The 13,216-nt window shown below is 70.6% G+C and carries 12 protein-coding genes; 5 read left to right on the top strand and 7 right to left on the bottom strand.

The window, feature by feature from the left end:
* Positions 1-5: 5 nt before the first annotated feature.
* Positions 6-1,136, top strand: a complete 1,131-nt coding sequence (locus KBY19_RS16780; RefSeq protein WP_099885625.1) for a PLP-dependent aspartate aminotransferase family protein — start codon at positions 6-8, stop codon at positions 1,134-1,136.
* Positions 1,137-1,178: 42 nt separating this feature from the next.
* Positions 1,179-2,654: a Na+/H+ antiporter NhaC gene (gene nhaC, locus KBY19_RS16775; protein ID WP_099885624.1), complete on the top strand. Its 1,476-nt coding sequence runs from the start codon at positions 1,179-1,181 to the stop codon at positions 2,652-2,654.
* A 489-nt stretch (positions 2,655-3,143) separates the two neighbouring features.
* Here nhaC and KBY19_RS16770 read toward each other — a convergent pair whose 3' ends face one another.
* Both KBY19_RS16770 and KBY19_RS16765 read right to left on the bottom strand, forming a co-directional pair.
* Positions 3,144-3,485 (bottom strand): DUF3140 domain-containing protein, encoded by a 342-nt coding sequence (locus tag KBY19_RS16770; protein WP_099885623.1) that lies wholly within the window; start codon positions 3,483-3,485, stop codon positions 3,144-3,146.
* The gene (locus KBY19_RS16765) at positions 3,482-3,709 is read right to left on the bottom strand and encodes a DUF2945 domain-containing protein (RefSeq protein ID WP_099885622.1); all 228 of its coding nucleotides are present in this window, start codon (positions 3,707-3,709) and stop codon (positions 3,482-3,484) included. Before KBY19_RS16765 ends, KBY19_RS16770 begins: the two co-directional genes overlap by 4 nt.
* Before the next feature lie 611 nt (positions 3,710-4,320).
* On the opposite strand from KBY19_RS16765, the gene crtI reads away from it, so the two are divergent.
* The 3 genes from crtI to KBY19_RS16750 are packed head-to-tail and all read left to right on the top strand — an operon-like array spanning position 4,321 to position 7,838.
* Entirely contained in the window at positions 4,321-5,802 is a 1,482-nt protein-coding gene (gene crtI / locus KBY19_RS16760; protein WP_099885621.1) for a phytoene desaturase family protein, read from the top strand.
* A gap of 9 nt (positions 5,803-5,811) precedes the next feature.
* On the top strand, positions 5,812-6,837 hold the full coding sequence (locus tag KBY19_RS16755) for a phytoene/squalene synthase family protein (RefSeq protein ID WP_099885620.1): 1,026 nt from the start codon (positions 5,812-5,814) through the stop codon (positions 6,835-6,837).
* Positions 6,834-7,838, top strand: coding sequence for a DUF5914 domain-containing protein (locus KBY19_RS16750; protein ID WP_099885619.1), 1,005 nt, complete (start codon positions 6,834-6,836; stop codon positions 7,836-7,838). Before KBY19_RS16755 ends, KBY19_RS16750 begins: the two co-directional genes overlap by 4 nt.
* Before the next feature lie 65 nt (positions 7,839-7,903).
* Here the strand turns inward: KBY19_RS16750 and KBY19_RS16745 are convergent, their stop codons facing one another.
* The 5 genes from KBY19_RS16745 to KBY19_RS16725 form a co-directional block, all read right to left on the bottom strand.
* Positions 7,904-9,487 carry an FAD-dependent oxidoreductase gene (locus KBY19_RS16745; RefSeq protein ID WP_185018799.1) on the bottom strand — a complete coding sequence of 528 codons (1,584 nt, stop codon included), beginning with the start codon at positions 9,485-9,487 and terminating at the stop codon, positions 7,904-7,906.
* On the bottom strand, positions 9,484-10,227 hold the full coding sequence (locus KBY19_RS16740; RefSeq protein ID WP_210966055.1) for a class I SAM-dependent methyltransferase: 744 nt from the start codon (positions 10,225-10,227) through the stop codon (positions 9,484-9,486). Before KBY19_RS16740 ends, KBY19_RS16745 begins: the two co-directional genes overlap by 4 nt.
* Positions 10,224-11,444: a lycopene cyclase family protein gene (locus KBY19_RS16735; RefSeq protein ID WP_210954989.1), complete on the bottom strand. Its 1,221-nt coding sequence runs from the start codon at positions 11,442-11,444 to the stop codon at positions 10,224-10,226. Before KBY19_RS16735 ends, KBY19_RS16740 begins: the two co-directional genes overlap by 4 nt.
* Before the next feature lie 512 nt (positions 11,445-11,956).
* Positions 11,957-12,625 (bottom strand): GntR family transcriptional regulator, encoded by a 669-nt coding sequence (locus KBY19_RS16730; RefSeq protein ID WP_210966066.1) that lies wholly within the window; start codon positions 12,623-12,625, stop codon positions 11,957-11,959.
* 71 nt (positions 12,626-12,696) lie between these two features.
* Complete coding sequence (locus tag KBY19_RS16725) at positions 12,697-13,200, bottom strand: flavin reductase family protein (protein WP_185018795.1); 504 nt, start codon at positions 13,198-13,200, stop codon at positions 12,697-12,699.
* Between the last annotated feature and the right edge of the window lie 16 nt (positions 13,201-13,216).

Here is a 13,216-nt window from a genome sequence, read left to right as displayed (position 1 = left end):
TATGTATGGGCGCCTGGGACGGCCCGGGCGTCGGGCCCGGCGCCGTGGCGCCCCCCATCTACCAGACGAGCCTTTTCACCAAGCCGTCCTTCGAGGAGTTCGTGCGGCAGCAGGCCGCCGAGCACGAGAACTTCGTCTACAGCCGGGGCACCAACCCGACGGTCGCCTTCCTCGAGGAGCGTCTCGCGCTGCTGGAGGGCGGCGAGGCCGCGAAGTGCTTCGCCTCCGGCATGGGTGCGATCGGCGCCGTCTTCGCCGGTCTGCTCCGCGGCGGCGACCACGTACTGTTCGTCAACACCGTCTACGGCCCGACGATCGAACTCGCGCAGCACCTCGAACGCTTCGGGGTCGAGCACACGATCCTCGCCGACCCGGCCGCCGTCGACATCGAGGAGCACATCCGGGAGAACACGACGCTCATCTACGTCGAGAGCCCGGGCACCATGCTGATGAAGGTCGTCGACGTACCGGCGCTGACGACGGTCGCGCGGCGCCACGGCATCCGCACGGTGATGGACAACACCTGGTCCACACCGCTCTTCCAGAAGCCGCTCGCGGCAGGCGTCGACCTCGTCGTCCACTCCCTGACCAAGTACATCGGCGGGCACAGCGATGTCATCGGCGGCGCGGTGATCGGCTCCCAGGACACGATCCGCGAGCTCTTCTACCAGGGCCACCAGCTGTTCGGCGCCGTCATGTCCGCCATGGAGGCGTCCCTCGTGCTGCGCGGACTACGGACCCTCCCGGTGCGGATGGAGCAGCACCAGCGCAACGCGCTCACCGTCATCGACCAGTTGCGCGCGCATCCCGAGGTCACCGCTGTCCACCACCCGTACGTCGATCACGACCCGGACGAGGCTGTGATCACCTCCCAGTTCAGCGGCTTCTCCGGACTCCTCAGCTTCGAGCTGCGGGAGGGCACCTTCACGCGGGTGTCCCGGTTCATCGACGCCCTGAGCCTCTTTCGGATCGGCCCCAGCTGGGGCGGCTACGAGAGTCTCGTGACGTCACCATTGCGCTCCACCGGCGCCCCGGCACCGGAGCTCGGCGGTCTGATCCGGCTCTCCGTGGGGCTCGAGGGCGCGCAGAGCCAGATCGAGGATCTCGACCGGGCTTTCACGTCACTCGCCCGCTGACGGCCTCCATACGCCCTCACTACTCCTGTCTGAGAGGAAACAATGAAGTTTCAACAGGACACGGCGTCGGCCGATCAGGCTGAGAAACGTGCGCACCCCCGACCGCGACTCGCCGTGGCGCTCATTCCGGTGGCCATCACCCTGGCGATCTTCGTCGGCGGTATCGGGATACTGGAGTTCCCCGCGGAGCTGATGCTCATATTCGCGGCAATCGTGTTCACGCTCTTCGCCGCCTTCCACGGCATCGGCCTGGACCAGGTCCTCACGGACATGGGCGAGAAGATCAAGCGAGCCCTGCCGGGCATCCTCATCCTGCTCAGCATCGGAATGCTGATCGGTACCTGGATGGTCGCGGGCACCGTCCCGCTCATGGTCACCTACGGCCTGGAACTCATCAACCCTTCGTATCTCTACGTCCTGTCCTTCGTCGTCACAGCCATTGTCGCCACGTTCACCGGTACCTCCTGGGGCGCGGCCGGCACGATCGGCGTCGCGCTGATCAGCGTCGCCGCCACGATGGACATCTCGCTGGCCATCACCGCCGGTGCCGTGGTCTCGGGTGCGTACTTCGGCGACAAGCTCTCACCGCTCTCCGACACCACGAACATGAGCTCCCTGGCGGCCGGCGCCAACATCTACGAGCACATCCGCCATATGCTCTACACGGCGGTGCCGTCATCGGTCGTCGCGATCGTGGTCTTCCTGCTCGCCGGGCTGTCGATCGACACGGGGTCGGTCGACCTCGACGTCATCGACCGCACCATCACCGAGGTGCAGGGACTGTTCGTCCTCAACCCTGTGCTGCTCCTGCCGCCCGCAGTGGTCCTCGTCGGCTCGATCATGCGCAAGCCCCCGTTGATCGTGCTCTTCGTGTCCTCGATGACCGCCCTCGTACTCGCCGTACTCGTCCAGGGCTTCAGCATCGCCGACACGTTCGACGCCGCCGTCTCCGGTTTCACCACCGACATGCTGCCCGGCGATGTCTCGGCCCCGGTCACCGAGCTGCTCAACCGAGGCGGCCTGACCTCGATGTACAGCTCGGCGTTCTTCGTCTTCTGCGCGTTCTTCTTCGCCGCGGCGCTGGAGAACTCCGGCGTACTCCGCCTCCTGCTCGGCAAGCTGATCGACAAGCTGCGCTCCACCGGCAGCCTGGTGACGGCCACGCTGCTCTCCGGCTTCACCGTCATCAACGGCACGTCGAACGCCCTGGTCACCTACTTCCTCATCAACGACCTCTACGGCGACGCCTACAAGAAGCGGAACCTGCACCCGACCAACCTTTCGCGGAGCATGGAGGACTCGGTCACCATCACCGAGGTGCTGGTGCCCTGGACCGTCTCCGGCGCCTTCTTCGCATCGACGCTGGGCGTGGCGAACTTCGACTTCCTGCCGTGGGCCGTCTTCTGCTGGAGCGGCATCGTCTTCTCCGCACTGCTGGCCTATCTGTCGCCCCTCACCCGCGACTTCGGCATCCGCCGCCGGGATCCGGAGCCCGAGGCGGAACCGGCGAAGGCCTGACGGGCACGAAGAGGCGACGGGCCGCAGACTCGTCCTGCGCCGGACGCCCACGCCGCCGAGCATGCGCAGGCGGCAGAGCTGCCGGCAGAGGCCAGGTCAGTGAGGCCTCTGAAGAACACTCGTCCCACCGGTCGTCGGCCCTACGAGGTGTCAGAGGAGGAGCCCACGAGCCGCAGGCTCGACTCGTCCGGCAGACCGCAGCTGGGCCTATCGACGACGCGATTGTGACCCCGTGCCGCATGGCGGTGCACCGCTGACGGGTCAGAAAGGGGCGGCGGGCAGCGACTGACCGTGGGCCGGGCGCACGTGGCAACGATCAGCGCACGTGGCAACGATCAGTCAGTACCTGGACCGCGGCGTCCGGCCCTGCTCGCGGCCCGAATTCGCGCCCCTGGAGGCCGCTGCGGCTGAACCCGGTGCCGGACGGTCCTCCCTGCGTCCACCGCGATCCACTTCCGATCCGGAACTGCATTGCAGATCAGCCGCGTGTCATTTCACCGGGTCGTGCCCCCAGTTCATCAGCGAGTATCGCCACTTGGTGTGCGTCACATCGCCTGCAGGCCGCTGGGCGGTGTGCCGATGCACATAGCCGACGACCTTGCGCATGTGCGCGATGTCGTCCTCGTCCAGCTCGTCGCTCTTGGTACGCAGCAGGTCGACGATCCGCCGCCCCGAGGCGTGTCCGACGCTCTCGCCGTCACCGGAGGACTGGCCGACACTCTTCGACTCGTCCGTTCGCAGCCATTTCTCCAGGTCGCCGGCCGTCATGTTGACCGCCTCCCCGAACTCGGCGACGGTCCTCTCGCGATCCGCGTCATCTACGGCGGTCATGAGCCCTGGTCCCGCTTGCGCAGCGCCTCCGGCCTGTGGACGGCCCTGCGGCCGGACTTGTGGCTCTCCACCTCGTACTGCGGCTCGTCCTTCGAGGCGTCGACGACCCGGCCCGCCGCCTTCGTGCGCTTGGTGATCTTCTTCTTGACCTCGCCTGGGACGTTCCTGCCGTGGCTGCGCCACGAGACCTGGTCGCCCTTCCCGAGATCGTCGTCCTTGGCCATGGCGGTTCCTCCTCCGCGCACCGTCACTCGACCCATCCATGCTGATCGGGGCTCGGCAGGGCCGCAACCTCCGCCGGATCCACCGGGCCCTGGTGCGCCCCGACCCGGACATGCTCACGGTCCGTGGGGTACCGCACACCGTGGGTCCGGGTCGGCCGCAGCCCTTCCCCCGACCGGCACTGTTCCGTCTCGACGAGATGCTGACGTGGCGTGGCGTCCACGCGCGGAGGAGGCTCTCCGGCGCCCGGATCCCAGCAGCCGAAACGTCCGGAGAACGGCGGCTGGAACATGCGCTGTCGGAACGGCACCAAGGCCGCCGCGGTGGAGACCGTACGCGGCCTGGGCCGGACGCACGCCCCTTGGCTGACGATCCGGTACGCCTTCTGACGTCCCGCAGACCCACCGAGCCGTGCGGGGCCGACCGGCAGCCGACGCGCTGACCCCGGGCCCTGGCCAGGCCGATCACGGAGGCGGGGAGCGGCCGGCTGGTCCACCTCAGTGAACGCCGTCCGGTCGCACTGCCCTGTCGGCCCCGCAGCGGTCGCGACGCTCGGCACTCTGGTTCGCACAGCGGTGGACCGACCGGCCCCGCCGCACGAGGAGGACACTCCATGAGAACCGTCCCCGGTCGCACCGACCGCGTGGTCGTCGTCGGTGCCGGGCTGTCCGGTCTCGCCGCCGCGCTGCACCTGCGGGGCAGCGGCCGACAGGTGACCGTGGTCGAGAGGTCGGACCGGCCCGGCGGGCGGGCGGGACGGGCCCGGCTGGGCGGCTACCTTCTGGACACGGGGCCGACCGTGCTCACCATGCCGCACCTCGCCGACGAGGCGTTCGCCGCGGTGGGCGACTCGCTCGCGGCCCGCGTGGAACTCGTCGCCCTGCACCCCGCCTATCGGGCGCAGTTCGCCGACGGTTCGGCGCTCGGCGTGTACACCGACGGAGAGGCGATGGCCGAGGAGGTCCGCGCATTCGCCGGCGCGGCCGAGGCCGCCGGCTACCGCAGGCTGCGACAGTGGCTGCGGTCGCTCTACAAGGCGCAGCTGCAGCGGTTCATCGACACGAACTTCGACTCGCCCTTCCAGTTGCTGCACCCTGATCTGGCGCGGCTGGCCGCGCTGCGCGGCTTCGGCCGGCTGGACGCGCAGATCGGCCGGTACATCAAGGACCCCCGGCTGCGCAGGGTGTTCTCATTCCAGTCGCTCTACGCGGGAGTGCCGCCCGCCCGGGCGCTCGCAGCCTACGCCGTCATCGCCTACATGGACACGGTCGCCGGCGTGTACTTCCCCAAGGGAGGCATGCACGCGCTGCCCATGGCGATGGCGGACGCCGCCCGCGACGCCGGGACCGACTTCCGCTACGGCACCGAGGTCACGGAACTGGCTCTGTCCGCTGGACGCGTCACCTCCGTGCACCTCGACGACGGGGAGCGGCTGCCCTGCGACGCCGTGGTCCTCACACCCGATCTGCCCGTCGTCTACCGCCTGCTGCGCCGCACTCCACGCCGGCCGGTACAGCTGCAGCACTCGCCGTCCGCGGTGATCCTCCACGCGGGCACGCGCCGCACCTGGCCCGGTCTCGACCACCACACCATCTCCTTCGGACACGCCTGGGAACGAACGTTCGACGAGATCACCCGCACGGGGCGGCTGATGAGCGACCCGTCGCTGCTCATCACCCGGCCCACGGCCCACGAGCCGCGGCTCGCACCCGAGGGCCGGCATCTGCACTACGTGCTGGCGCCCTGCCCCAACACGACCGTCGGCCCGTCGGCGGACGAGTGGCGTGCCCTGGGCCCTCGTTACCGCGACAGCCTCGTCAGCGAGCTCGAGAAGCGCGGTCTGGACGGGTTCGGCGACGCCGTCGAGGAGGAACGGCTGATCACCCCCGCCGACTGGACGGCACTGGGCCACGCGGCGGGAACACCGTTCTCCGCGGCCCACACCTTCGCGCAGACCGGCCCCTTCCGGCCGCGCAACCTCGTCACCGGCGTCGACAACGCCGTGCTCGCGGGCTGCGGCACGACTCCGGGCGTCGGCGTACCCACCGTGCTCGTCAGCGGAAAGCTGGCGGCGTCGCGCATCAGCGGACAGTGAGGGGTGTCCATGACAACACGTGAGCTCGACGCGGCGCGGATCTCGGATCCGGGGTTGCGAGCGGCCTACCAGCACTGCCGACGGCTCAACGCCCGGTACGGCAGGACGTACTTCCTCGCGACCCGACTGCTGCCGGTCCACCGGCGCCCGGCCGTCCACGCGCTGTACGGTTTCGCACGCTGGGCCGACGACATCGTCGACGATCCGGCCTCCGCCCGCGCGCCCGAAGCATGTGACCGGCGACTCGCGCGGCTGGAGCGCGAACTCGCTTCAGGGCTGCAGACCGGCCGGAGCAGCGAACCCGTCGTGCGGGCCGTGGCCGACACGGCCAGGACCTACGCCATCCCTCACGCGCACTTCGCGGACTTCATGACCTCCATGAGGGACGATCTCACGGTCACGGACTACGCCGCCTACGAGGACCTCAGGTCCTACATGCACGGATCAGCCGCCGTCATCGGCCTGCAGATGATGCCGGTGCTCGGCACGGTCGTGCCGGAGGAGGTGGCGGCACCGCACGCGGCCGCGCTGGGCGTCGCGTTCCAGCTCACCAACTTCCTGCGCGATGTCGGCGAGGACCTCGACCGCGGGAGGGTGTATCTGCCCGCCGACCTGCTCGCCGCGCACGGCGCGGACCGCGCGCTGCTGGAGTGGAGCCGCGCCACCGGCAGGCCGGACCGCAGGATCCGCGCCGCGCTGCGGGCCGCCGAGGACCTCACCCGGAGCGTCTACCGGGAGGCCCGGCCGGGCATCGACATGCTCGAGCCGCGCGCCCGGCCCTGCATCCGGACGGCGTACACCCTGTACAGCGGGATCCTCGACGCCATCGCCGACGACGGCTACTCCGTGGTGCAGCGGCGGTCGGTGGTGCCACGCAGGCGCCGCGCCGCCGTCGCGCTGGGCGGACTCGCCCGTATTCTCGCGGCCCGTCTGCGCTCCCAGCCCCGGCAGTCGTCGCAGCACGCTGCCGAGGGATCACCGGCGGCGTCCGCGCGAGGATGCCCCTCCACGGGCTCTGGGAGGTACCTGGCATGACGGGGCGTCCAGGACTTCCGCGGTACACCCTGCCCGTGCGGTCACGGCGCCGGACCCGTTGGGAGCAGCAGACGCCGACATGGCGCGAGGCCAGGCCGTCGCTCATCGCGGACGCGCTGAAGCGCTCCACGGCGCGGCCGTCGGGCAACTGGTACGTCATCGGCGCCTCGCGGGACATCAGCGGCGACCGCCCGTTCGGGCGGACGGTCGGCGGGGTGGAGGTCGTCGCCTGGCGCACCGCGTCGGGCGAGCTGAGGGCCGGACCGGGCGCCTGCCCGCACCTGGGCGCACCCCTGCGGGACAGCCGGGTCGTGTGCGGCAGCCTGGTATGCCACTGGCACGGACTGACCCTGGACGGGCGCGCGTCCGCCGGATGGGAGCCGTACCCCGCCCACGACGACGGTGTACTCGCCTGGGTGCGCCTCGACGCACTCGGCGGGGAACCGCCGCTCGACCGGCCGGTCGTTCCGCAGCGTCCCCGCGACAAGGCCGTGGACGCCGTCTTCACCACCGTGGGCCGCTGCGAGCCGGAGGACGTCGTCGCCAACCGCCTGGACCCTTGGCACGGGTCCTGGCTGCACCCGTACTCCTTCATGGATCTGGCCGTCGTGGGGGCCCCTTCGAGCGACGCGGACGAGGACGCGTTCACCGTCGATGTGTCGTTCAGGCTCGCCGGGCGGCTGGTCGTTCCTGTGCAGGCGGTGTTCACCGCGCCGGAGCCGCGCACGGTCGTCATGCGCATCGTCGAGGGTGAGGGCGCGACATCCGTCGCGGAAACACACGCCACGCCGTTGAGCCCGGCCCCGGACGGCAGTCCGCGCACGGCGGTGATCGAAGCCGTCGTCGCCGTCTCCGGCCGACGCGGTTTCGCCGTGGCACGGGCGGCGGCTCCCGCGCTTCGGCCGCTGATCCGGTGGGCGGCAGGGCGTCTGTGGCGCGACGACCTCGTGTACGCGGAACGGCGCCGACTGCTGCGCCACATGGGCCGCTTCCCGGGCTGAACCGGCCCATGCGCCGAGCCCGTCCGTCTGCCGGCCCGGACCCCGCCGGGCGCTCGACCGGCCGTTCAGCGCAGCGGTGACTCAGCCGGATCCGGGAACCGGGCGGCCATGCCCCGCAGCACCGGCGAACGCCCCCTGCGGGGCACCGTCCACAGCGGGTGGCCGGCCGCACCCCAACGCCGCAGCAGTGCGTTGGCGGCGAGGAACCCTGTTGTGGCGGCGCGCTCCATGAGCGCCACCGGCAGGTCGGTGCGGACCAGGTCGCCGGCCATCGTCAGTGCGGGGTGGGGAGTGCTCACCGCCGGGCGGGACCGGTAGCCGTCGACCGGGAAGAGCGGGCAGTCCGCACGCCATTCGTGCCGGGCGTCGACGACCCTGGCCCCGGCGGTCTCCGGGTAGACCTCGTGAAGCTGCCGCAGCAGTTTCCGTTCGACGGCGTGGCGGTCGGCCGACTCGTCGACGGCGTAACCGTGCAGTTCCACGACGCTGCCACCGGTGCGCCGCACCCAGCGGATCGCCTCCCCTTCCCAGCGGTCCGGCACGCTCACGTTGTCGAGGCCGTCGAAGCCACTCGTGCCGAGGAAGCCCGGCCGGGACCGGTCCACGGGACGGTCCAGCCACAGCCGGGACACCAGGAAGGGCGGCGCGGTCCGCTGAGCCGCGATTGCCGCCCGCCACGCCTCGTCCCCCAGCCCCGGCGACGCCTCGACCAGCCGCTGCAGGCCCCTCACGTCCAAAGCCAGGACCACGGCGTCGTACTCGGTGGAGGTACCGCCGGCGTCGACAGTCAAAGCCGTGCCGCCCGACGGACGAACGGAGTCGACGGGTGCGCCGGTGCGGACGTCCACGCCCAGGCATTCGAGGTAGCGGCCCAACGGCTCCCAGAGGGCCTGTGGGAAAGGTTCGTGGGGCACGTCGAAGAGCAGTCCCTCCGAGGAGCCGAGGAAGTAGATGTGGAACATCAGCAGCAGTTCGGCCGCCGACAGTTCTCGCGGATCGGAGAAGAAGCTGCGGGAGAACACCTCGAATGCGAGGTGGTGGGCCGCCGGGGGGAAGTTGACCGCCGCAAGGAAGTCATGGGCGCTCACGGCGTCGAACCGCTCGTACACGTCGGGCACGCGCACGTCGAAGAGCGGGAGGGCGGACCTCGCCCGGACGGCCGCCAGGTCCCGCCACCCGAAAGTGGAGCTGAGCACCGCGAACCCGACCGCGCTCCAGGGCGGTGTGCGGGGCACATGGGCGAAGCTGTCGGTGAGCCCGTTCCGATGGCGCAAGGGGTAGTCGGGCAGCGGACGGAGGACGGAGGACGAGGGGGCCGCACGGCGGAGCAGACCGCGCAGGTTGTAGTACTGACGGAAGAAGGCGTGGAAGCCGCGGCTCATGGTCACCCGGCTGCCGTCCGCCAGTTCGGTCCGCCAGCCGGCGAGACGGCCGCCGAGGGCGGGTCCGCGCTCATGGAGCGTGACCCGGACGCCCCTTTCGGCCAGCGCCGTCGCGGAGGCCAAGCCGGCGATGCCACCCCCGACGACCGCTGCGCGCGGCGCCGTTCCCTGGACCCGGCGCAGCCCCGGCGCCGCCGGCACCAACTGCGCTTTCCGATCCCGCCCCCGGCCGGGATCCGCCCCGCCGCGGTCGCTGATGCGGATCATCGGCCCTCCGTTTCCCGGCAGCCCCGGCCGGGTTCGGCCCGGCGGCCCAGGAACGTGTGGACGATACCGGTCTGCCATCCGGGTACCGGCAGCACCCGGGTGTCCCTGAATCCGGCACCGGCGAGCCGGGCGGCGAACGCGGGCGCGGTGTCGAACTCCAGCACACTCCGGTGAAGGTAGCGGTAGAGGTCGCTGTCGCCGGTGACGGTGCCGGCGGGGATGATGACCGCCCGGCACACGGCCGACCAGACGGCGCGGTGCATGGCGGATCCGCTGAGGGAGTATTCGTGCACCGCCAGTCTGCCGCCGGGGCGCAGAACCGAGTGGACCGCGGCCAGCACGGCATCAGGGTCCGCCACGTTACGGAAGAGGTAGCCGGCAAAGACCGCGTCGAACGGCCCCGTGACCTCGGCGGCGGCCAGCCGTTCCACCGGCGTGTGCACGAAGGACACGCCGGTGGGCCAGTGTTTGGCGGCTGCCTGTTCGAGCATGCCGGCGGAGGCGTCGACCGCGGTGATGCGGGCGAGCGGGGCGGCTCGCAGCAGGGCCGCCGTCGAGGCTCCCGTACCGCAGCCGATGTCGAGGAGGTGCCGGCCGGCGCCACCGTCGGGCAGGCGGAGCCGGCGCGCTGAACGTCTGAGGTGGTGGCGGTGCCCGGGGTCCAGACCGACGAGCCGGTCGTACACCGGGGCGGCATGGTCGAAGGCTTCTGCCAGGTCCGCTTCGCGCATCAGCGTCATCCGGTGCTCTCTTCGTGTGGGAAGGGGAAGGGCGTCCGCGGCAGGAAGGGCAGTTCCGCCGCGGTACGCAGCATGGGGCCGACGGGTGTGGCGAGGCCGAGGAGCACGTCCTCCCTCAGCCCGGTGCGGCCGTCGAGGAAACGCAGCACCCGTTCGGCGGGCATACGCCGGAACAACCGTGTGAAGAAGTCGGGGCCGTTGACGCGCCCGGTGTCCAAGGCTCGCAGCATCACGGCGTCCATGGCCAGGGCGCGACGTCCGTGGGGCGCCCGCAGCCGGGGCTCCTTGCCGTCGCGCAGCGCGGCGGCGACGGCTTTGCTCTGCCGTTGGACGGCGGAGAAGGTGTAGCCGGTCGCCGGTCTGGTGGCGCCCCCGACGGCGCCGATGCGATGCACGGCGGGGCCGATCCGGCGGGCGAACCGCGCATCGGTCATGGGGATGACGCCCGCTTCGACGGAGCGCGACTCGAACCGCCCGAGGCAAAGGACGTCTCGGGTGTACTGCTCAAGGGCCGCCTCGTACTCCGGGCGGGACAGCGGGGTCCTGGAGAACTGGGTGTACTCGACGAGCGCGTCCCGCGGCCCGAGCGGGAGGACGTATCCGAAGGCGAGCCCGTGGGCGGGCTGTGGGACCCGGAAGTCCATCAACTGCACGACCTCGTCGTCGAAGGCCGGTGCCGATGTACGCACGAACCAGCCTTCGAAGTGCTGCAGCAGGGTGCTACGGGCCGGCGGCAGCGAACGGGCGGGGCGGGAGTCGAACAGGTGCCGGCCCCGCAGTGTCACGCGGTCCCCTTCGGCGGTGACGCACAGGGCTTCCGCGCCGCCGGCCACATTGCGCACCGTCTCCGCTGTCGCCTCCACCAGCCGCACGTGAGGAAGGGCGGCCAGTCGCGATCCGACCAGGGCTTCGAAGCCGTCCGACCGGAGCATCTGGTAGCGCAACCTGCCAAGCTCCCCCTCCACGACCTCACCGTCACGGCCATGGACGCGCAGCCGCCGCCAGGAGGCGACCAGCGCGTCGTCGAAGTCGCCCGGGCCCTCCTGCCAGAAACACCAGGTGCGGGCCGCCGGCCGCAGCGACGGCCTCGGGGTCTCCACCAGCGCCACCGAGAGGGGGCGGGCGGCACCGGGCCTCGTCAGCGCGTGCGCGAGCGAAAGGCCCGCCGCCCCGCCGCCGACAATCACGACGTCGGTGACGTCGCCCGCGCGACTCATGCGTCCTCCATGTTGAGAACGGGGGTTCCATCGCCCTTTCGGGACACCATGTGCGCCTCGCCCGCCATCGCTTCGACCACCGCGTGCACTGCAGTGCCGACGCACTGCAGCACCGAGTCTGCCCGGCGACGGCGCGCAGACGGTGTTCCGTCCACGGTCCGCGTGGCGGAGCGCCTTCCCCCCTCACGATCGCTGCGGTGATCGCTCCCGTCGGGCCGCTCCCCGCCGACCGGTCTACGCGGACCGGCCATCGGAGCGCCACCCGGGGTGACCGGGGGTCCCGGTGCGACAGACCGCAGACCAGGCGTCCTTCTTGGCCGACTCCATGATCAGCAGGCATTCCGTGCGGGCCCGTACGGGCTCCGTCCTCGGTGCGTGGGGCGACCTCGAAGTCGGCGAGGGCCGCGACGATGCGGTCCCGCAAGGCGCTCGTCGCACTCCGTCCAACGAGAACGGCGGGCACCCTGTCGGCGCGAACGGTCGGCTTGCCCCTCAGCCGTGCATACAGCCCGTCAGACGTCTGCCGTACCGGTCGACGACTGGGAACCTGGGGTCGGCAGCCCGGCCATGAGCGCGCGGCGGCTGGCGCGCACGTGCTCCCGCATGACCTGTTCAGCGCTGTCGCCGTCCTTTTCGACGATCAACTCGACGACCAGGTGATGCTCACGGTCGGACTGCAGCGGCCGGCCCGGCTGGCTCAGCGAGGTCTTCACCAGCCGGGAGTAGGCCAGTTGATTCATCAGCGTTCTGTAGTGCGCCTCGAGTTTGTGGTTGTCCGCGCCGGTGATCAACAGCTCGTGGAACTCCCCCACCAGCTCCGCGTAGCGCTCGTGGTCGTCGCGAGCCACGGCCGCGTCGGCTTCCTTGAGGTTCTCCTGCAGCCGGTCGATCTCGGGCACTCGGCCTCGCTGGGCCAGGAGGCGGGCGGCAGCGCCCTCCAGCAGCTCCTTCATCTCGAAGAGTTCCGTGATCTCGCGTCGGGACGGAGTCGTGACGAAGGTTCCGACCCGCGGCCTGATCTCGACGAGTCCCTCGGTCTGCAGTTGCTTGAGCGCTTCGCGGACCGGTGTCCGGCTGACGCCGAACTCCTCAGCCAGAGCGAGCTCCGAGAGGGGATCTCCCGGGTCGATCTCACCGCTGATGATGCGCCCGCGCATCTCGGCGATGACCTGGGCCTGGATGGATCTGTTGGTCGATCCGCCCGTTCCTTCAGCCACTGAGCCAGCTCCTTGGTATCACGTCGTGTTGCCGATCATCCCAGAGGCGGAAGTGCGCCGCCGTCGAAGAACCTACCGGCGCGGTAGACCATGGGATCACTGTCCGTGGTCGAGGCGTGCACCACTCGGCAGATGAAGACCGTGTGGGTGCTGGCCTGGAGCCGTTCGCGGATCTCGGCTTCCATCTGCGCGCTGCTGCGTGCGATCAGCGGACTGCCGTAGGGGCCGGGCGTCCAGTCGATGTCGCGGAACTTGTCCTCGGACTTGGCCGCGAAGCAGTTCACCACATCGCGTTGGTCCGTCGAGAGGATGTTTATCGCGAGGTGCCCGGTGCGGAAGAGGCAGTCATGGGTGGAGGAGGTGCGCTGGACGCACACCATGACCGTCGGTGGGTCCAGCGAGATGCTGGAGAACGCGTTGACGGCCAGCCCTTTCGGGACGTTGTCGTCCAGCGCGGTCACCACGGTGACGCCGGTGACGAATTGCCGGTTGACCTGCTTCATCAGGTCGGTGTCGGGCTTCGTCGGAAGCGCGGGCATAAGTGGGCTCCTTGTT

The sequence above is a fragment of the Streptomyces sp. B15 genome (assembly GCF_018070605.1).
Classification (GTDB): Bacteria; Actinomycetota; Actinomycetes; order Streptomycetales; family Streptomycetaceae; genus Streptomyces; species Streptomyces smyrnaeus.
Note: the sequence above shows the minus strand (reverse complement) of the source record. Positions and strands in the feature narration are given on the sequence as shown.